16 protein-coding genes, 1 tRNA gene and 1 pseudogene are annotated in these 19,967 nt (G+C 72.2%); 8 read left to right on the top strand and 10 right to left on the bottom strand.

Annotated elements, in window-relative coordinates:
* Positions 1-14: 14 nt before the first annotated feature.
* The gene (locus OHB13_RS12505) at positions 15-1,082 is read left to right on the top strand and encodes an LLM class flavin-dependent oxidoreductase (protein ID WP_328377138.1); all 1,068 of its coding nucleotides are present in this window, start codon (positions 15-17) and stop codon (positions 1,080-1,082) included.
* Between the two features lie 95 nt (positions 1,083-1,177).
* On the opposite strand, the gene OHB13_RS12500 is transcribed toward OHB13_RS12505, so the two are convergent.
* Positions 1,178-2,959, bottom strand: coding sequence for a putative bifunctional diguanylate cyclase/phosphodiesterase (locus OHB13_RS12500; RefSeq protein WP_328377137.1), 1,782 nt, complete (start codon positions 2,957-2,959; stop codon positions 1,178-1,180).
* Between the two features lie 405 nt (positions 2,960-3,364).
* On the opposite strand from OHB13_RS12500, the gene OHB13_RS12495 reads away from it, so the two are divergent.
* Positions 3,365-4,588: a M6 family metalloprotease domain-containing protein gene (locus tag OHB13_RS12495; protein ID WP_443062995.1), complete on the top strand. Its 1,224-nt coding sequence runs from the start codon at positions 3,365-3,367 to the stop codon at positions 4,586-4,588.
* A 109-nt stretch (positions 4,589-4,697) separates the two neighbouring features.
* Here the strand turns inward: OHB13_RS12495 and OHB13_RS12490 are convergent.
* From OHB13_RS12490 to OHB13_RS12460, 7 genes and pseudogenes are all read right to left on the bottom strand, one after another.
* Positions 4,698-4,771, bottom strand: a tRNA-Lys gene (locus OHB13_RS12490).
* Positions 4,762-5,349 carry a bifunctional DNA primase/polymerase gene (locus OHB13_RS12485; protein WP_266861047.1) on the bottom strand — a complete coding sequence of 196 codons (588 nt, stop codon included), beginning with the start codon at positions 5,347-5,349 and terminating at the stop codon, positions 4,762-4,764. Before OHB13_RS12485 ends, OHB13_RS12490 begins: the two co-directional genes overlap by 10 nt.
* Before the next feature lie 465 nt (positions 5,350-5,814).
* The gene (locus OHB13_RS12480; protein ID WP_328377135.1) at positions 5,815-6,153 is read right to left on the bottom strand and encodes a hypothetical protein; all 339 of its coding nucleotides are present in this window, start codon (positions 6,151-6,153) and stop codon (positions 5,815-5,817) included.
* Positions 6,154-6,378: 225 nt separating this feature from the next.
* A complete protein-coding gene (locus tag OHB13_RS12475; RefSeq protein WP_328377134.1) occupies positions 6,379-7,710 on the bottom strand; it encodes an AAA family ATPase in 1,332 nt (443 codons plus the stop codon).
* The gene (locus OHB13_RS12470; protein WP_405751394.1) at positions 7,707-9,392 is read right to left on the bottom strand and encodes a hypothetical protein; all 1,686 of its coding nucleotides are present in this window, start codon (positions 9,390-9,392) and stop codon (positions 7,707-7,709) included. Before OHB13_RS12470 ends, OHB13_RS12475 begins: the two co-directional genes overlap by 4 nt.
* A gap of 161 nt (positions 9,393-9,553) precedes the next feature.
* A pseudogene (locus tag OHB13_RS12465) lies at positions 9,554-10,744 on the bottom strand (hypothetical protein); the annotation flags it as partial.
* Entirely contained in the window at positions 10,653-11,552 is a 900-nt protein-coding gene (locus OHB13_RS12460) for a phosphatase PAP2 family protein (protein WP_401599739.1), read from the bottom strand. The pseudogene OHB13_RS12465 and the gene OHB13_RS12460, both read right to left, overlap by 92 nt.
* Positions 11,553-11,748: 196 nt before the next feature.
* Here OHB13_RS12460 and OHB13_RS12455 point away from each other — a divergent pair, with 196 nt between their 5' ends.
* Complete coding sequence (locus OHB13_RS12455; RefSeq protein ID WP_328377132.1) at positions 11,749-12,345, top strand: histidine phosphatase family protein; 597 nt, start codon at positions 11,749-11,751, stop codon at positions 12,343-12,345.
* Between the two features lie 169 nt (positions 12,346-12,514).
* On the opposite strand, the gene OHB13_RS12450 is transcribed toward OHB13_RS12455, so the two are convergent.
* The gene (locus OHB13_RS12450) at positions 12,515-13,864 is read right to left on the bottom strand and encodes a hypothetical protein (protein ID WP_328377131.1); all 1,350 of its coding nucleotides are present in this window, start codon (positions 13,862-13,864) and stop codon (positions 12,515-12,517) included.
* Positions 13,865-14,099: 235 nt separating this feature from the next.
* Between OHB13_RS12450 and OHB13_RS12445 the strand changes: the two genes are divergently transcribed.
* Together OHB13_RS12445 and OHB13_RS12440 are read left to right on the top strand one after the other, a co-directional pair.
* Positions 14,100-14,516, top strand: coding sequence for a hypothetical protein (locus OHB13_RS12445; protein WP_266861049.1), 417 nt, complete (start codon positions 14,100-14,102; stop codon positions 14,514-14,516).
* 54 nt (positions 14,517-14,570) lie between these two features.
* The gene (locus OHB13_RS12440; protein ID WP_328377130.1) at positions 14,571-15,434 is read left to right on the top strand and encodes a spermidine synthase; all 864 of its coding nucleotides are present in this window, start codon (positions 14,571-14,573) and stop codon (positions 15,432-15,434) included.
* A 41-nt stretch (positions 15,435-15,475) separates the two neighbouring features.
* Here the strand turns inward: OHB13_RS12440 and OHB13_RS12435 are convergent, their stop codons facing one another.
* On the bottom strand, positions 15,476-16,045 hold the full coding sequence (locus tag OHB13_RS12435; RefSeq protein WP_328377129.1) for a hypothetical protein: 570 nt from the start codon (positions 16,043-16,045) through the stop codon (positions 15,476-15,478).
* Between the two features lie 87 nt (positions 16,046-16,132).
* Here OHB13_RS12435 and OHB13_RS12430 point away from each other — a divergent pair, with 87 nt between their 5' ends.
* The 3 genes from OHB13_RS12430 (at position 16,133) to OHB13_RS12420 (ending at position 19,933) form a co-directional block, all read left to right on the top strand.
* Positions 16,133-16,822, top strand: a complete 690-nt coding sequence (locus tag OHB13_RS12430) for a response regulator transcription factor (RefSeq protein WP_266856773.1) — start codon at positions 16,133-16,135, stop codon at positions 16,820-16,822.
* Positions 16,819-18,213, top strand: a complete 1,395-nt coding sequence (locus tag OHB13_RS12425) for a HAMP domain-containing sensor histidine kinase (protein ID WP_328377128.1) — start codon at positions 16,819-16,821, stop codon at positions 18,211-18,213. Before OHB13_RS12430 ends, OHB13_RS12425 begins: the two co-directional genes overlap by 4 nt.
* Positions 18,214-18,424: 211 nt before the next feature.
* Positions 18,425-19,933, top strand: a complete 1,509-nt coding sequence (locus tag OHB13_RS12420) for a glycoside hydrolase family 18 protein (RefSeq protein WP_266856777.1) — start codon at positions 18,425-18,427, stop codon at positions 19,931-19,933.
* The last annotated feature ends 34 nt before the right edge of the window (positions 19,934-19,967 follow it).

Below are 19,967 nucleotides of genomic sequence, written 5' to 3'. Positions count from 1 at the left end.
AAAGGCCCAGCGCGGTGGACCCGATTCAAGGCAAGGCGGCCGGAACCGCTCCCGTACCCCTGTCCGTACTGGACCTGGTGACCGTGGGGGAGGGGCGCACCGCCACCCAGGCCATCCGTACCGGAGTGGAGATCGCGCAGCTCGCCGAGCGGCGCGGTTTCCACCGGTACTGGGTGGCCGAGCACCACTCCATGCCCGGGGTCGCCTCCTCGTCGCCCGCCGTACTGCTCGCGCACCTCGCCGCCCACACCGACCGCATCCGGCTCGGCTCCGGCGGTGTGATGCTGCCCAACCACGCGCCCCTGGTCATCGCCGAGCAGTTCGGCACGCTGGAGGCGATGGCTCCGGGCCGGGTCGACCTGGGCCTAGGCAGGGCCCCCGGCACCGACGGGGCCACGGCGGCCGCGCTCCGCCGCTCGGACCGGCTGCACGAGGGCGCCGACGAATTCCCGCAGCAGCTGGCCGAGTTGATCCGGTTCCTGGACGACAGCTTCCCGGACGGCCACCGGTACGCCCGGATCCACGCCGTGCCGGGACCGGTCCAGGGCCCGGCGGGCCGGCCGCCGGTGTGGCTGCTCGGCTCGTCCGGCTTCAGCGCGCGGCTCGCGGGCACGCTCGGGCTGCCGTTCGCCTTCGCGCACCACTTCTCGGCGCAGAACACCATCCCGGCCCTCGACCTCTACCGCGAGTCCTTCCGGCCGTCGGCGGTGCTGGACAGCCCGTACGCCCTGATCGGTGTCGCCGCCCTCGCGGCCGACGACGCGAAGGAGGCCCACCGGCAGATCCTCACCGGCGCACTGTCGATGCTCCGGCTGCGCACCGGGCGGCCGGGGCTCGTGCCGACGCCCGAAGAGGCCGCGGCATACGAATTCAGCCCGGCGGAGCGGGAGTTCGTGGACGGCTGGCTCGGCAACATCATCACCGGGACCGCCGACGAGGTCCGCTCCGGTCTCGACGATCTCCAGAAGCGCACGGGCGCCGACGAGCTGATGATCACGGCCAACGCGCACGGCGGCGAGGCGCGGCTGCGCTCGTACGAGCTGATCGCCGACGCTTACGGGCTGCCCGGGCTGCCCGGGTAGAGCGGCCCAGCGCGGGAGAGGGCGGGTGGCGGCCGGGCCGGTCACCACCCGCCCTCTGTTGCCGGGCAGTTGTGGGCAGTTGCCGGTGGCGGCCGTCAGCCTCGCCGCGCGGACGCACCCGCCACCAGGGCGCCGATTTCCTCCGGGGCCACCGCCCGTGAGTACAGATAGCCCTGCCCGGTGTCGCAGCCGATCCTGCGCAGCCGCGTCGCCTGCCCCGCGGTCTCCACGCACTCCGCCGTGACCGTGAGCCCCAGCCGGTGCGCGAGCTGGACCAGCGCCTCGACGATCATCTCGTCGGCCGGGTTCGGGTGCGCTCCCGCGTCGTAGCGGAATCCGCGTACGAACGACCCGTCCAGCTTCAGTACGGACACCGGCAGCCGGCTCAGATACGCGAGGTTCGAGTAGCCGGTGCCGAAGTCGTCGATCGCGATCTGCACGCCCATGTCGCTGAGGTCCTGGAGCGCCTGGAGGGGGCGTCCCGCGGAACCCATCACCGCCGACTCGGTCAGTTCCAGCTGGAGCAGGTCGGGCGCGAGACCGGTCTCGGCGAGAATCCCGGCGACGTCGGCCACCAGATCCGAGTCCCACACCTGCCGTACGGCGATGTTGACGCTCACGAACAGCGGTGGTCGGGTGGGGTGTTCGAGCTGCCAGGCCCTCGCCTGCCGGCAGGCGGTGCGCAGCACCCACGCGCCGAGCTGGACGATCGAGCCGTCCTCCTCGGCCAGCCCGATGAACCGGTTCGGCGTCAGCCGGCCGAACTGCGGGTGGTCCCAGCGCACCAGCGCCTCCACCCCTTTGAGCTCCCCGTCCGCCAGATCCACCAGCGGCTGGTACTCCAGCACGAATTCACCGTCGTCCACTGCGGGCCGCAGGGTGGACGAGAGCGCCTGCCGGGTCATCCGGTGGGCGTTGCGCTCCGGGTCGAAGAGCGTCCAGCGTCCCTTGCCGTCCGCCTTCGCCCAGTACAGCGTGGTGTCGGCGTCCTGCATCAGGCCGGTGGCGGTGGTGCCGTCGGTGAGCCGCTCCACCACTCCGATCGACGCGGACACCGAGAGCCGCTGGCCGCCGAGGTCGAACGGCTCCTGGAGCGCGGCCAGTACGGACGCCGCCAGATCGGTGAGCTGGTCCGTACCGGTGGAGTCCTCGACGAGGAGGGCGAATTCGTCGCCGCCGAGTCTGGCGACCAGATGGCCGGTGCCGCCTCCGTAGCCGGACTGGTCGGCGCAGTGGGTCAGCCGGGCGGCGACGACACCGAGCAGCCGGTCGCCGAAGCGGTGGCCGAGTGTGTCGTTGACGGCCTTGAAGCCGTCGAGGTCCAGGTAGCAGAGCCCGATCCGGCCGGTGCCCGGCTGGTCGCACGCCGATGGGTCGAGCGCCGCGGACAGCCGCTCGAAGAACAGGGTGCGGTTGGGCAGCCGGGTCACCGGGTCGTGCATCTGGAGGTGGCGCAGCCTGGCCCGCAGTTCACGCCGGTCGCTGACGTCGGCGACCGAGAGCAGCACCTGGGAGCTGTCGGGGAAGGGGGCGACACTGACCTCCGCCCAGAGCGAGTGGCCGTCGGCGTGCTTGAGGCGGCGGGTGCAGCGGAAACTGGAGCGGCGGCCCCGGAGGACCTCGCGGTACGCGTACCAGGTGCGGGTGTCCGCCGCGAGGTCCACGAGGCAGGCCGCGGCCTGCCTGGCCAGCGCGGCGGGCTCGGTGCCGAGCAGTCCGCCGAGCGCGGCATTGGCGGAGACGACCAGTCCCTCGCGGTCGACGACGGCCATACCGAGCCGTGCGGTGTTGAAGGCGGCGCGGTAGTCGTGCAGCTCGGCTGCGGTACGGCCGACGGTCTGACGCTCCGTGACCGGTGGCCGGACGGATCCCGGCACCGGAGACGGTCCTTCAGGGGTTCCGTTCACGGCTGGCTCCCGCGGTGCAGTCGTCTCGAACAGGTGGGGTCGGGGTTCGTCGGCCGGGCGGTGGAGGACCGCCGGATGCGCGCGTCCACATGGGAAAGTGTGCCGATCATAGAGGTTGAAGCAAGGACCGTTCCAGCCTCGTTGGCGCACGGTGATCCTTCCCGCGCCCAAGGGTGATCGTTTCTGCGCGGCTGTGGTCCGGGGTCTTTCTGACGTGATCGGTTGTGACTTTCCGTAAAGGTCCGGGGTGTCGGGTCGATCACTCGCCTGGGGCAACTGGACAGGACATAAACATATAAACCGCCCAGGGTGGTGGGGTGTCCCGCATCCCGAACCCGGAGGTTCCACGTGCAGCGTCCGCAGGCACCCGGGCGAGTGGACCGGCGCCGTCTGCGGCAGACCGCCGCCATCCTGGTCTCGTTCATGGCGTTCACCGCGACGTCCCTGGTCGCGGGGCCTGCGGTCGCCACCGTGGGCGGCGAGGGGCCGTGCGCGCTGCCGCGCACCGACGTCCACCACTCGGTCGGGCTCGACAGCTGGAACTCCGCCTACCCCCGGCCGGTCGGGGCACTCGACGCGGTCATGATCTTCCTGTCCTTCCCGGGGGCCCCGCCCGACACCACCCCGCAGGAGCTGACGGCCGACTACTTCCCCTCGACCACCACCTTCTTCCGGCAGGCCTCGTACGGGAAGTTCACGCTGCGGCCGCATCCGCTGCGGCGGTGGACCATGATGCCGAAGCCGGCCTCCGCGTACGCGATACGGCGTGACTGGAGTGCGGACGAGCGCGACGAGTATCTGCGGGACGCGGTGGCCGCGGCCGATCCGACGGTGGACTTCAGCAAGTACGACCTCGTCTATCTGATCGCCGACCCGGATGCGCCGGGTGTCGACTCGGACGCCACGAAGGTGGTCAATCTGGATACCCCGCTGCACGCCGACGGTACGGAGATCCGGCGTTTCGTCACCGGCTTCGAGCGGCATCCGCCGGACCGCGATGTGCTGGCCCATGAGACCGGGCACGTCTTCGACCTGCCGGATCTCTACCACCGCCCGTCGGACGACAAGGGCGACTGGGACACGTATGTGGGCGACTGGGACGTCATGGGCAGCCAGTTCGGGCTCGCCCCCGACTTCTTCGGCTGGCAGAAGTGGAAGCTGGGCTGGCTGGACCGGCGGCAGATCGGCTGTGTGCGCGGCACCCGGGCCCAGATGTTCACGCTGGAGCCACTGGAGGAGGTCGCGGCGCCCGGCAGCGACACGGCCGGGACCCGGCTCATCGTCCTGCGGACCGGGCTGGAGAGCGCCCTCGCCATCGAGGCGCGCACGGCGGCCGGCAATGACGCTTCGACCTGCTCGGAGGGCGTCCTCATCTACCGGGTGAGGGCGGAGCAGGCCTCCGGCGACGGCCCGTTCCGGGTGGTCGACACCCATCCGCACAGCTCGGGCTGCTGGGGGCAGTCGGTCTACCCGCCGCTGGCCGACGCGCCGCTCGGGGTCGGGGAGACGTTCACGGTTCCCGGCAACGGGACGAAGGTGGAGGTGACGGACCGTACGCCGTCGGGAGCCTGGACCGTCGAGATCACGCCGGTGGTGTGAGGTGCCCCGTGGTGTGAGGCGCCCGTGGTGTGAGGCGCGTTGTGAGGTGCTGGGGGGGGGGGGCACAACGAAGAAGCCCCCCGCTTCCGCGAGGGGCTTCTTCCGTCTGTGCGCCGCCAGGGACTCGAACCCCGGACCCGCTGATTAAGAGTCAGCTGCTCTAACCAACTGAGCTAGCGGCGCCTGCTGACGTCGTAGACCTTAGCACCCTGATCGGCGCGGGGAAAAATCGATAAGCCGTCCGTTCTCGTGGCCGGGGCCGCCGCCGCACGCGCCGCGCGGACACAGGCCCAGAGCATGACCTCGGGCCCCGGCAGCCAGGGATGGCGGGTGTCGGGAGCCACCAGCCAGCGCGGGCCCGATCGGGGAACGGAGGAGGTCAGAGACGGTACGGTCACCGCGTCACCGGTGCCGTGGCAGAGCATCGGCGGCACCGCGTCGCCCCACTCCTCCCAGTGCAGCAGGGATGGCAGCCGCTGGGCCGTGCCGGGGGCGGCGAAGAGCAGCATCCGGCCCCGGTGACCGGCGACCGGGCCCGATCCTGGGCCCTCCGACCACAGGGTGTCCAGCATCCGGCGGCCGAAGATCGCGGGCACGTTGACCACGTCGAAGACCGAGCCGCAGTCCAGCACGGTGGGGGCGGTGGGCCGGGACTCCCAGAGCGAGAGCGCACTGCGCGGGTACGGGGCGGCGGACGCGAGCCATCCCGCGCCGGCCGGGGTGACCGCTGTGGCGTGCTGCCCGTCCTGCTCGTCGAGGATCCGGCTGAGCCCGGCGGAGGAACGGCCGCCCGGGACGTGGACGGTGGCTGAGCTCTGGATGCCGGGGCTGCTGATGCCTGAGCCGCTGATGCCTGAGCCCCGGGTGCCGGAGTTGCTGATCCCCGGGCCTCGGGTACCTGAGCTGCTGATCCCCGAGCTGCTGATGCCGGAGCCCTGGATGCCCGAGCTCCGGAGATCGGAGCCGCTGCCGGAGAGGATTCCTGCGCTGTCGTCGTCTCGCTGCCATGCGCCCATGCCGACCAGGTCTACCCGGAGTGAGGGGGCCACTCCGCTGAGTTGGCCGAAACCGGGACAGGCAGGGGCGGGGAGGCGTATCTTTCCCACCGGTCTTGCCGACGGGCCCCGCCCAACGGCATATGCCCGAAGGGCTGGACGGGCTGGACGGGCTGGACGGGCTGGGCGGGCTGGGCGGTCCGCGTAGGGCGGCAGGAGTTCGCCCGCCCGTCAGGTCGGCAAGCCGCGCAGCAGGTCCCGGCCGAACTCGACCATCTTCTTGGCGTAGTCCTCGGTCCACTGCGCGCGCTCGGCGATGTCCGCCACCGTCAGCCGGTCGAAGCGGCGAGGGTCGGCGAGCTGCGCGGCGGCGACCGCCTGGTACTCGACCGCCCGGTCGGTCGCCGCGCGGAAGGCCAGCGTCAGCTCGGTGGCACGGGCGAGCAGCACCGCAGGGTCGTCGATCGACTCCAGGTCGAAGAAGTGCTCGGGGTCGGTGGTGGCAGCGGAAGGCTCGAAGAGCAGCGGCGCAGGCCGCAGCTTCCGCTCGCGCTGTTCGGGCTCCGCCATGTGTGCCTCCTGCTGTGCCGTGCTGTGTGTGCCGTGCTGCCTGTGTCTTGCGGTGCTGCGTCCCCCCGGAGGTCCGGCGGAGCCGGTCTCCGGGGGGTGTGCGGTGCTCGGGCCTCCGCCGTGGGATTCCGGCCACCGTCCATTGTCCCGCCCCGCGCAAGAGGACGTCCCGGGCAGCAGCAGGCACCCGTCACAGTGGCCGGTATCGCGGTCGTCGGCACCGCGTCACCGTGGCCGGTACGGCACCCGGTGTTCCGCGAGATGCGCCAGGACCGCATGGTTCGCCTCCCAGCCGTCCGGGAACTTCACTGTCACTCCCAGCTGCACCGGCTCGGTCGACGGGTGCTCGTCGAGCAGCCCGGCCACCCCCTCCCGGCACACCACGATGCAGGCGTGCCGGTGCCGCGACGCCAGGACGCAGAGCCTGCCCGTCTCCAGATGGAACGCTGTCGCGTCCGGGCGGCCGGACAGCGGATGCAGCACCACCGTGACGTCGAACTCCCGCCCCTGGAGGCGGTTGGCCGTGTCGACCGCGACGCCCGTCACCCCGAGCTCCGTGAGCGCCGACCGGACCGCGGCGGCCTGATCGCGGTGGGCCGTGCCGACCGCGATGCGGTCCGCCGTCAGCGGCACCGGATCCGGCGACTGCTCACTCACCGCCGCGCCACCGCGGTCCAGCAGCCGCCGGACCACCAGGGCCACCGCCCGTACCGCCTCCGGGTCCGTACGCGGTGTGTGCCGGGCGGGCAGTTCCAGCAGGGCCCAGCCCGTCTCCGCCGCCTCGTCCAGCACCCGGTCGGGGCCCGAACCGTCCGACGCCACCCCGAAGGTCAGCCGCCGGTCACCGTGGTCCGTACCGCTGCGGAACGGTGTGTACGGGTAGAACGCGTCCGAGACCAGCGGCGCCGCCGACGCCGGCAGCCGCCAGGAGACCGGCAGCCGGTGCTGCGGCAGCTCCGGATTGTGCGCGAGCAGGGTCGAGACCGCGCTGGACGACGGGTCGTACGCCAGCCCCGCCCACTGCTCGGCGCCGACCACGCTGAACGGGTCGAGCTGGCCGGGATCGCCCACGAACAACGCCCGTTCGAACAGCCCGGCCACGGCCAGCAGAGCGTCCGAGCGCATCTGGTACGCCTCGTCCACGATCGCGTGCCGCCAGGGCTCGACGCCCTTCACATGCGCCCACTTCGCCGCCGTCGAGATCACCACGTCGAGCCCGGCGAGATCCGCGACCTTGGCGGACTTGCGAACGTTCGGCAGGTCGTCCAGCGCCTTGTCGTACGGGTCGGGGTCGCTGCTGTGCAGCCGGCCGACCGGCAGCTCGGGGTCCTTCCCGGCAAGGCGGGTGACCAGGTCGTCCACCTGGGCGTTGGTCTGCGCGACCACCATCAGCGGTCGTCCGGCGGCGGCCAGCTCACGGGCCGCGCGCACTACGAGCGTCGATTTGCCCGCGCCCGGCGGGGAGTCGACCACCACTCCGCGGGCGGTGCCGTGCAGCGTGTCATCGAGGATGGCCCGCGTCGCGCGGGCGGCCTCCGCGCCGGGATCGAAGGTCACAGCAGGTCCTCGGGGGTGACGGGGTCGGGGCTCGTCCCGGAGCCGGGAGCAGCGGATGCGGAGGATGCGGCAGTTCCGTCGGACATGGCAGTTCTGTCGGACATGGTGGACGAGCCGTCCGACGGGCCGGTGATGCCCGGCGGGCCGCCGTGTGTCCAGGGGGTGTCCTCCTGCGCGGGCAGCTCGGGTCCGCCCCGCGAGCTGTGCTCGAACAGCGTCCAGCACAGCCGGTCGCCCTTCTCCGGCACGGTCCCCGGGGCCGGATCCTTGGCGCGGCCCATGCCGTTGGTCAGCCGCAGCACCAGTGAGCCGTCCGTCTCGTACCGTACGAACTCGGCCGTCTGCGCCTTCGGCGGGTCGCCCGGGAGCGCGCGGTGGACCTTGGCCCGCTCCTCGATGTGCGGTGTGTCATCGGTCCGCAGCGTCACCAGGGGGCGAGGGCTCGGGCGCTTCGACTCGCTCCACGCCATCACCACATCCGTCACCTCACCGGTGAACGCCTCGCCCGCGAGCCGCCGCCCCGCCATCACCAGCGGGTCGTCCAGGGCCTCCTGTGCCTCCAGCTGTGTCTGCGCGGTCTCGCGGGTGGCGAGCTTCTGCGCCGCCGTCACCGCGTCGTCCCGGCGCGGCTGCGGCGGCTCGCCCGCCCGCACCCGGTCCCGGTGGCCGGTGAACGACCAGCGGTCCCGGGTCCACCGCTCGCTCGCCCTGGCCCCTTCGGGCAGCTCGCGCAGCAGCCCGATTCCGTGCCACACCGCGTCCCAGGTGGGCCGCAGCTGTCCGGCCAGCAGCCTGCGGATCTCCCGCTCGGCGGCCGTCAGCTCACCGAGCCGGTCGTCGGCCGCCGGACCGTCCTCGGCGGCGGCCAGCGCCGAACGCGCCGCGTCGTACCGCTCCACCGCCGGGGCCAGCAGCCTGTTGTCGAAGGCCGGATCGGTGGCGGGCCCGGCGGGCGGGCAGAGCAGCTGCCCGTCCCGGTCGCGTCCCAGCTCGGCCCGGAGAGCGGTCTCGGCGCCGGACGTCCCGTCGGCCGGGTCGATCCAGGCGAGCAGCGCGCCGAGGTGCTGGTCCTCCAGATTGCTCTGGCCGGTGGCCCAGTGACGGTTCAGCAGATCGGTCGCGGCGAGCAGTAGCGAGGACCCCGGGACCCGGGCGCGCTCACCGTAGTGCGTCAGCCAGCGGCCGAGCAGCGGGACGCGGGGCGGCGCCGGGTAGGGCGTCTCCGGATCCTCATCGGCCGTACGCCGGAAGCGCATCGACCGCCCGAGGAGCCGGACGAAGTCGATGCCCGCCCGGCCCGGCACGATCAGCTGCGGGGCGTCCGCGCACAGCTCGGTCTCGACCTTGACCTTCTTCTTGGTCTCCGGGTCGGTCTCGGAGCGCTCGGCGGCCTCGACGTCGTCGGCGTACCCGTCGATGTACGGCAGCACGGCCTCGGCCAGTTCGGACAGGAACGCGAATCGCAGATCCCGGTCGCGCGGCTGGGCGACGACCAGCAGCCTCGGCGCGGCGGGGTCCGTCCCGACGAGCGCCCCGAGCGGGGCGCCGGCCTCGCCAGCGGTGGTGAGGGGGACGAACACGAGCGGGCGGGCGGAGAGGTGGCGGTGCCGGACGGTCGCGGTGGGCTCCGCACGTCCTGACCGCACGGCTTCCAGCCGGGCGAGCGTGCTGATCAGCGACATACCGGCGAGCCTTCCTGCTGGAGACTCGATGGCCGGAGACCTGATTGCTGGAGCCCCGACTCCCGTGGATCCGACTCCCGCGGATCCGACTGCTGGACATCCGACTCCCGGAGCGCCGACTGACGGCCAGCCGACTCCCGGCCGGCCGGCTGCGGTGCCTCGGCCAGCGCCTCCGCCCGCAGCGCCGCGGCCCTGCGCAGCGCGGCCACCGTCGGATCCGACGGATCGCCCTCCTCGCCGTGCGCCGCGGCCAGCACCGCGTCGACCGTCGTCAGCCCGCCCAGCTCGCCGCGGACCCCCCGGCCCAGCGCCTCCACCGCGCCCGCGCCACGGGCCCGGTCGCGGCAGTGGAAGGCCAGCTCGCACGCGGCCAGGCACTCCGGTGCATACGCCGCGCGGACCGATTCGACCGCCGCCGTGAGCTCGGCGGGCGGCAGACCGGGGTCGAAGGTGGTGCCTTCGGGCAGGGCCGCCGCGATGTCCTCGATACGGGTCAGCCGGGTCAGCTGACGCCGGGTCACCGAGAGCTGCTTGCGTACGTCGACGGCCGAGGCCGTCGGCAGGTTGGAGAAGTCCTTCGGGCAGACCAGCAGGATCCGGTCGTGCACCGAAGCGCCGGCCGCGCCGCCCGCGCCGCCTGGGCTTTCTGTGCTGTCTGTGCCGCCCGCGCTGTTGATATGGGCCGCGATCCGCTCCAGTGCCAGCACGTACACCGCGGACTGGCGGGCGGCCGCCCCCACCTTCGCCGCGTCCGCCGACGCGTCGATCATCGGGAACGACTTGATCTCGATCACCGTCCAGCGCCCGGCCGGATCCACCACCACCGCGTCCGGCTCCAGATACGCGGGCGAGCCCGCCACCTCCAGCGCCAGCATCGGGTGGTCGAACAGGGCCCACCCGCCGGCCTCCGTGGCCTCACGCAGGGCCAGTGCCGTGCGGGCCGCGCGGCCTTCGGGGCCCGCCGCCGTGAGATCGGGGACCGTCACGTCCACCGGCTCGGCCGTGCCCATGTGCTCCGCGAGGAGCCGCATCAGTTCGGCGCCGCCGTCGGCCTTGACCCTCGCCTCGAAGGCGTTGCCCCGCATGAAGGCGAACTGGGACTGGCCGAAGGCCGAGGGGGAGCCGAGGGCCTGTGCGAGAACCGTCTTGTTCACCCCGGCGCCGTCGAGGAGCGCGCGCCGCTCGCAGCCCGGGTTGGCCGCGAGGGCAGCCAGCGCGCGGGCGTCCAGCGGCTGCGGCGCGACGGACGGGCCCCGCAGCTCAGCGAGCCGCTGTCTGAGTGCCGTCGTCGGCTGTGTCGCCTGCTGACGCGGAAGAGGCGGAGGAGGTCCGCTGCCCGGGGAATCGCTCACCCGGGGAAGTCTTGCACCCGGCACCGACAATCGGGGACGGACTGTCGGCCGTACGGGAGGAGAACCGGGCCCGTACCCGGTCGGCCAGCCGCACCGCGGGCCGGGCGAGCAGCAGCCCCACACCCATCACCGCGACCCCCGCGATCGCGTCGAGCAGATAGTGGTTGGCCGTGCCCAGCACCACGAAAGTGATGGTCAACGGGTAGAGCACCCCGAGTATTCGGGCCAGCGGCGTACGGCCGTGGCGCCACAGCATCACCCCGCACCACAGCGCCCACCCCACATGCAGGCTCGGCATCGCGGCGAACTGATTGGTCATCCCGCCGAGTCCCCGCGGTGCGCTCGCGTCGTCGCCCCACCAGCCGTACGAGCTGTACTGCGCCATCGTGTCGACAAAACCCTCGGCATGGGCGAGCAGCCGCGGCGGACAGGTGGGGGTCAGCGTGAAGCCGATCAGACCGAGCAGGGTGGAGACCATCAGCCAGGTGCGCGCCAGGCGGTACTGGGCGGGACGGCGGCGGAAGAGCCATATCAGGATGCCCGGGGTCACCAGGTAGTGCAGCGACGCATAGGCGAAGTCGGCGGGTATCCCTATGGCAGGGGTGTGCGTGAACAGCCTGTTCAACGGGTGTTCGATGTTGATGTGCAGGAACTTCTCGGCGCGCAGCAGCGAAAGGCCGTGGTGGACCGCGTCCTCGGTGCTGCCGCGTGCCAGCAGCCGCCCCGACGAGTACGCGGTGTAGACGACAGCGATCACAAGGAGCTCTGTCCACCAGCGGGGCCGGTCACGGTTCGCGGTGTACGGCATCCGAATGCTCTCCATCGTCTGTTCAAACGGGGCCTGTCACCCGGCGTACCACCATAGGGCGTATCGAATGACAAGTTCATTGCGGCCCCTCTGTGCGGGGCACGGTAGGAGGGACGCCGGAGGCGTCCGCCGGGTTGCTCCCGGAACCCGTGCGCGATGATGGGAGAAGCATCACCGCACGGGAAGAGAGAGCGTCATGGCACCCCGAATGCTGCTGGTCCGGCATGGGCAGACCGCGTGGTCGCTGTCCGGGAAACACACCGGCAGGACGGACATCCCACTGCTCGACGAGGGACGCGAGGGGGCCGAACTGCTCGGTGAGCGGCTGCACCGGGCGCCGTGGGACGCGGTGCCGGACGCCAGGGTGTTCACCAGCAGACTGCTACGGGCGAGCGAGACGTGCGCACTTGCCGGGTTCGCCGACCGCGCCGAGGAGTGGGACGCGCTCCTGGAGTGGAACTACGGGGCGTACGAAGGACTCACCCCGGCCGAGATCCAGGCGGTCAGGCCCGGCTGGTTCATCTGGCGCGACGGCGTTCCCGACGGTGAGTCCGTGGCCGATGTCACGGCACGCGCCGACGCGGCGATCGACCGGATCCGTACGGGCGGCCGCGACGTCCTGGTCTTTGCGCACGGCCATATCCTGCGGGCGCTCGCCGCACGCTGGCTCGGCTACGACCTGACCTTCGGCGCCCGCATCCGGCTGGCCCCGGCGTCGCTCTCGGTGCTGGGCTGGGCGTACGACGCCCCCGCGGTCGAGCGGTGGAACGACACCGGGCACCTGGAGCCGTAACAACCCGGCCCGGGGCCGGAACACGTCGGTCCGGGACCCCGGTCAGCCCGGGACACCCATCAGCCGGTCACCGGCCACTCCCGGACAGGCCACTCCGGGACAGAACCACTCCGGGCCGGAACCACTCCGGGCCGGAACCATTCCGACCGGGCGTCCGGGCCGACTCCGTTCAGACCAGCCGCGGGGTCGACGCGTGCCGCTCCAGGAAGGCCGGCACCCCGGCTGCCCGGCGCTCCGGGAGCAGCCTGCGGGCCGTGCCCGCGAGCATCGCCTGGATACGGGAAGACTGGACCTGGTCGAGCAGGTCGAGCACCTGGTGCCCGGCCGCCGCCGCCCGGTCGGGAGCGCCCGCCCTGACCAGGTCGTCGGCGAGCTGCGCACGGTAGAGCGCCAGATTGCGGGCGAAGTGCGGGTCCTGGAGCTCCGCCGCGCGCTCGGCATGCTGGGCCGCGCGAGGCCAGTCGCTCAGCGCGGACCAGCACTGCGCCTCCAGCATCTCCAGCTCCGCCTCGACGAAGAAGCTCATCCACTCCGGGTCGGCGTCCGACGTGCCCTGCCCGAAGAGGGACTTGGCCCGTACCAGCGTCTCCGAACAGGCCGTACGGTCGCCAAGCCCCGCCCAGCCGCCCGCCTCCCGCAGGGTCAGCAGCGACAGCAGCCGGGGCGACGACAGCTGCTTCGCCGCGCGCTCACCGGCCTGCGCGGCCCGCACGGCCTCGCGCGGGCGCCCCGCGTCCCGCGCGAGGAACGCGGTGTTGCAGAAGGCATGGGCCTCCAGCGCGGGATCGCCGGACACCCGTGCGGTCGCCAGGGCCTCCGCGTAGTGGGACCGTGCGTCGTCGAAGCGGCCCGAATCGTGCGCCAGCCAACCCACGGAGATGGCCAGTTCACCGGCGCCCGCGTGCAGCCGGTCGGCCGCGGACCGGCGGGCGGTTCCCGCGTCGAGCAGGGCGTACGCGGCCTCCAGCGGCTGCGCCGCCCGCTGGTAGAGACCGGCCGCGCCATGCCGGTCGTCGAGCAGCCGGATCTGCCGTACGGCTGCTTCGACGGCGTTGACCTCCGCCTCGCCGACACGGCGCCGGGACGGTACGGGGGCCGGGCCGAAGCCCAGTGAGACGGCGGCCAGAGCGGCGGAACCGCCGGCCATGAATGCGCGACGCAGCACGTCGCTCTCCTCGTTGTTCTGGCTGGTGTGGGGCTGGGGACGGGACTCGGACTGGAACTGTCCAGGCGGCTCGGCGCCGGGACACATGCCCCGGCCGCGTACCGCCCCCCGGTCGGAGAACCCCAGGTCCTTCAGGGTCGAACCGGGGAACATATGCAGGAACACCCGCTCGTACGCATAGTTGGGACAGCGGATCTCGCCGGCCTCGACGCGCCCGATGTACCTCGCGTCACAGGCGACTTGCTCGCCGATCTCGCGCGCGGCCCGGCGGATCGCCGCCGCGAACTCACCGGGTGAGCGCTGTCCACGCAACTGCCGGAAAGCCGGGTTGCGTACCTCCCGTGACATCGCCATGGCCGAGCCCTCTCTGGCGGATGGTGCTGCCGGTCCGGACCGCTCCGGCGCGCAAAACGTACCGTCTGTGATGAGACGCACACGCCCGGTATAGCTACAAAACGGATATCTCACCCGCGATTTGCCATGAACTGCCATCCTTTACGGCGGTGCTGCGCCGTAGCCCTTGACGTCCGCAGGCGTTGAACCTTGCGGAGAACGAGGAGGGGTTGCCTTGTTGGAGACCGGTATCGAGATGAGCGGTTCGAGAACGACCGCCCGGCACACACCCAGTCAGGAGTTCAGCGCACCACCCGACGGTGTGGCCGAACCGTGCGATCTGGTAACGGTCCCTGCGAGGCAGGGGCTTGAGGCGGTGGACATCCTGCGCAGGGGAGCGGACTCGGCCGACGTCGGCCCCGTCCTGCACGACGGAGCCTGCGACACCCTCGGCTTCCTGGTGCCGCCCGGCACGGCCGACGGCTGGGACCTGCCGGGCAGCGCGTGTACGCAGACCAACGGACGCGGGCTGCGGATCCCCGAGGAGCCACCGGTCCGGGGCACCGGCTGGCTACTGCCGCCCGAGACGGCGCCGGTCACCGATCCTTCGGTGCTCAGGGCGGCGCTCGGCGAGGCGGCACGTCTGATCGAGGCAGCGGACAACCGCCGGTGAGCAGCCCGTACCGCTGAACGCCGCCGCGGTACGGGAGGACGCGATACTGGGGGAGTGGCGAAGAACAAGCGGCAGGGCCGTTCCGCACCGGAGTCCGTCGTCGAGCAGGTGGACGGCGGGATCGCCGAACTCAGGCCCGACCGCGACCGTCCGCGCGCCTGGACCCTGCTGATCGACGGCGCCCCGCAGTCCCATGTGGACCTCGACGACCCCGCGTACCTCGACTTCGAGTACCAGCGCAGGCTCGGTCATGTCATCGACCTCGCGGGCCCGCCCAGACAGCCGCTGCACGTCGTGCATCTGGGCGGCGGGGCGTTCACCCTGGCCCGTTACGTCGCGGCGACCCGCCCCCGCTCCACGCAGCAGATCGCCGAGGTCGACGGCCCGCTGGTGCAGCTGGTGCGCAGGGTGCTGCCGCTGGACCCCGGCGCCCGGATCCGCGTCCGCTCCACCGACGCCCGCGCCGCACTCGCGAAGATCCCCGACGGCTGGGCCGACCTGATCGTCGCCGACGTCTTCAGCGGTGCGCGCACCCCCGCCCATCTCACCAGTGCGGAATTCCTCACCGAAGTCCGCAGAGCGCTGAAGCCGGAGGGCTGGTACGCGGCGAACCTCACGGACGGCCCGCCGCTGACCTATCTGCGCGGCCAGATCGCGACCGCGGCCGAGACCTTCCCCGAACTGGCCCTGGCGGCCGAGCCGGCGGTACTGCGCGGCCGGAGGTTCGGGAACGCGGTACTGGTGGGTTCGGCGCTTCCGCTGCCCATCGCCGAACTGACCCGCAGGGTGGCGGGGGACGGGCACGCGGGGCGGCTGGAGCACGGCCGGGGCCTCACGGACTTCACGGGCGGGGCGAGGCCGGTACGGGACGCGGATGCGCAGCCGTCACCTCCGCCGCCGCCCGCGGTCTTCGGATAGCCGGCCGCGGGCTCGGGGCGCGGCCACCGCACCGCGCTCCCTCAGCTGTCGTCCACCTCGACCGTCGGCTTGTGTCCGTTCCAGGTGCAGAACACCGACACCGACCGCTGCCCCTTCGTGAACGTCACCCGGATCCACTCCGGCTGCTTCCAGACCCGCATCTGCCAGCCGTCCGCAGGCGCCGCCGACACCAGCTCCGCCGAGGTGGCCCCCAGATCGAAGACGACCCGGCCGCCGGATGACGTATAGCTCCGTACGTCACCGGATGAACCGGATGAAACTGAAGAACCTGACGAACCTGATGAAGGCCGCGAAGCAGGTGCCGACGCCGACGGCGAGGGGGACGGCGAGGACGGCGGGGAAGCACTCCCGGACGCGTGTGCGGGGGAGGGGGAGCCCGGTGACTGCCCCGCCCCCGGGGACCCGGGATCCGGCTCCTCGGGCCGCTGGGTGGCCGACGAGAGCAGCTCCGGACTCCCCGCTGCCGGAAGCGCCCGGGGCAGGTCATAGGCCGTGCCCGCCATCACCGAATGCACCCCCCACCAGGTCAGCGTCGTCGCCGCACCGGTGGCGAGCGACCATGCCAGGGCCTGTGTCAGTCGCCGGATCATCGCGCCATACTGCCCCACCGGCCCCAGCGATGTCGCGACACGGTGAGACGCATACCCGGCTCCCCCGAATGGCGTACGGTGCCGCCCATGGCAAGTGTGCTCGTGGTCGAGGACGACCAGTTCGTACGCTCCGCCCTCATCCGGCACCTCACCGAGGCCTCCCACACCGTACGGAGCGTCGGCACGGCCCTGGAGGCGCTGCGTGAGGTGGCCCATTTCGGCTTTGACCTGGTCATTCTCGATCTTGGTCTGCCCGATCTCGACGGGGCGGAAGCGCTGAAGATGCTGCGCGGCATCACCGACGTACCGGTGATCATCGCCACCGCACGGGACGACGAGGCGGAGATCGTACGGCTGCTGAACGACGGCGCCGACGACTACCTCACCAAGCCCTTCTCCGTGGAGCATCTGTCGGCCCGGATGGCGGCCGTACTGCGACGCGCCCGCAGCAGCTCCGGCGCCGAACCGCCGCCGCGGCTCATCCGCGTCGGCGGGCTCTGCGTCGATCCGCTGCGCAGGCAGGCGGAACTGGACGGGGTACGGCTCGATCTGACCCGGCGGGAGTTCGACCTGCTGACCTTCCTCGCCGGACGGCCCGGTGTGGTCGTACCGCGCAAGGAGCTGCTCGCCGAGGTGTGGCAGCAGTCGTACGGCGACGACCAGACCATCGACGTGCACCTCTCCTGGCTGCGCAGGAAACTCGGCGAGACCGCCGCGAGCCCGCGCTATCTGCACACGCTCCGGGGTGTCGGGGTGAAGCTGGAGCCGCCCCTATGAGGTGGGCGCTGGTCAAAGTGGCGCTGGCCGCCACCGCCATGGTCGTGGTGGCCTTCGCCATTCCGCTCGGTCTGGTCATCAAGGAGATGGCCAGCGACCGGGCGTTCGCCGGCGCCGAGCGGAACGCGTCGGCCCTCGCGCCCACCCTCTCCATCACCACCGACCGCCTCGCGCTGGAGAAGGCGGTCGCCTCCACCCCGGCGGGCGCCGCAGGACGCGTCGCCATCCATGTGCCCGCGTCGGGCGAACCGGGCAGCCGGCCCACCGAGACCGGCCACCGGCGGGCAGCACCGAAGGACATCGAGGCGGCCCGCCGCCAGGCCATGATCACCGCGGTGCCCGGCGGCTCCGCGCTCCTCCAGCCGACCGCGCTGCCCACCGGAAGGATCGCGGTCGTCGAGGTGTACGTACCGCAGGGCGAGGTCTCCAACGGCGTCGGCACCGCCTGGCTGGTCCTCGCGGGCGTGGGCATCGCGCTGGTCGTCGGCTCGGTCGCGGTCGCCGACCGGCTGGGCGTACGGATGGTGCGCCCCGCGCAGCGGCTCGCGCGGGCGGCGCACGACCTGGGCGAGGGCAGGCTGTCCGTACGGGTCGTCGAGGAAGGACCGACCGAACTGCGCTCGGCCGCCGTGGCGTTCAACTCGATGGCCGACCAGGTCGTCCAACTCCTCGACAACGAACGCGAACTGGCCGCCGACCTCTCGCACCGGCTGCGCACCCCGCTCACGGTCCTGCGGCTCAACGCGGCCTCGCTGGGCGACGGTCCGGCCGCCGAGCAGACCCGCGCGGCCGTCGAGAAGCTGGAGCGGGAGGTCGACACGATCATCCGCACGGCCCGCGAACAGCGCCCGCGACCCCAGGGGCTGCAACCGGCGGCCGCGGGCTGCGACGCCTCCGAGGTGATCCGCGAACGGATGGCCTTCTGGTCGGCGCTGGCGGAGGACGAGGGCCGTACGGTACGGCTGGCGGGTGTGGGCCGAGCGGCACGCATCCCGGTCATACGCTCCGAACTGGCCGCCGCACTCGACGCGTTGCTCGGCAACGTCTTCCGCCACACGCCCGAGGGCACCCCCTTCTCGGTGGACGTGCACCACGCGGAGGACGCCGTCATCGTGCTCGTGTCGGACGCGGGTGAGGGCATCGCCGACCCGGCGGCCGCCCTGACGCGCGGCAACAGCGGCGGGCGGACCGGCTCCACGGGGCTCGGCCTCGACATCGTGCGCCGGGTCGCCGAGTCGACCGGCGGCGATGTGCGGATCGGGCGCTCGGTCCTCGGCGGCACCGAGGTCCGGCTGTGGATCGCCCTCGACGGTGGCCGTGCGCTGCCTGCCCGCGGCCACCGCGTACGGGGCCGCAGGCGCGGGACGCTCCGGGGGCCGGTACCGGGCTGATCCGGGACATCGGCACGCGGCACCCTCCCCGGCAAGCCGCAAGCAAGCCGCAAGCAAGCCCCAACAAGCCCCGGTATTAACCGCTCCCTTTGTCTTCCTTAAGCCCACCCTAAGATCCTCGGCTTCCCTCCTGAACTGCCCAATTGTCCGGTTCGGACTCGCTAGCGTGCTGCCACACCCCCCACTTCCGTAACGCAGAGGCAGGCACGCCATGAGTACGACGACCCACCGGCGCAAGGTGAGCGGCAAGACCAAGGCGATGGGCGCGGTGGTCGCCGCAGCCGTCGCAGGGGGCGGCGCGTTCGCACTGACCGGCACGGCGCACGCCGCCGACGTGGGCGCCGCCTACACCAAGACCAGTGACTGGCAGGGCGGTTACACCGGCCAGTACGTCGTCAGCAACGACGCCGGGAAGGCGCTGACCGACTGGAAGCTGGAGTTCGACCTGCCCGCGGGCACCAAGCTCAGCTCGCTGTGGAACGCCGAGTCCACGGTCGACGGGCAGCACGTCACGGTGCGGCCTTCGAAGTGGGACAAGACGGGGATCGCCGCGGGCAAGTCCCTCACCATCGGCTTCGTCACGTCGTCGGGCGCCACCGCGGGCGACCCCACCGGCTGTGTCATCGACGGCGCCAAGTGCTCGGTCGACACCGGTGGTGCGCCCGCGCCGAGCGGCCGGCCCACCAAGCCGTCCCAGCCGTCCGATCCGTCGAAGGCACCGCAGCCGTCGGGCAAGCCCACCGCAACCGCGTCACCGACCGGGAGCGCACCGTCGAAGCCCGCGCCCACGCCCACCAAGACGACCGGCGCCGGAACAGGCACCTCGTCCGGTGCGGGCTTCGCCCCGTACGTCGACACCTCGCTCTACCCCGCGTACGACCTGCTGGACACCGCGACCAAGACCGGCGTGAAGGAGTTCAACCTGGCCTTCATCACCTCCGGCGGCAGCTGCGCCCCGCTCTGGGGAGGTGCCACGGGCCTCGGAGACGACAAGGTGGCCTCGCAGATCAGCGGGTTGCGGGCCAAGGGCGGTGACGTCCGGGTGTCCTTCGGCGGGGCCTCCGGTACCGAGCTGGGCGCGGCCTGTACGTCGGCCGACGCACTGGCTGCCGCGTACGGCAAGGTCATCGACACCTACAAGCTCACCAAGGTCGACTTCGACATCGAGGGCGGTGCGCTGCCGGACACCGCGGCCAACACCCGTCGCGCGCAGGCCATCGCGCAGCTCCAGAAGTCCCACCCGGGGCTCGACGTCTCGTTCACGCTGCCGGTGATGCCCGAGGGGCTGACCCAGCCCGGCGTGGACCTCGTCGCCAACGCGAAGAAGAACGGCGTCGACATCTCCGCGGTCAACATCATGGCGATGGACTACGGGGCTTCGTACAGCGGTGACATGGGCGACTACGCCACCCAGGCGGCGACCGCCACACAGGCCCAGATCAAGGGTGTGCTCGGGCTCTCGGACGCCGCTGCCTGGAAGGCCGTCGCGGTCACTCCGATGATCGGCGTCAACGACGTCAACACCGAGAAGTTCACGGTGGACGACGCGAAGAAGCTGGCCGAGTTCGCCAAGGCGAAGGGGCTGGGGCGGCTCTCGATGTGGTCCGCCGCACGGGACAAGGAGTGCGCCGGCGGCGCGAAGAACTCGGCCGACCCGACGTGTTCGTCGATCGTCCAGGACGATCTGGCGTTCACCAAGGCGTTCGCCGCGAACAGCTGACGCCGCCTCCTGACGGACGCCCCGGCCGGTTCAC

It is taken from the genome of Streptomyces sp. NBC_00440 (assembly GCF_036014215.1).
Lineage (GTDB): Bacteria > Actinomycetota > Actinomycetes > Streptomycetales > Streptomycetaceae > Streptomyces.
This window is presented reverse-complemented; position numbering and strand designations above follow the sequence as displayed.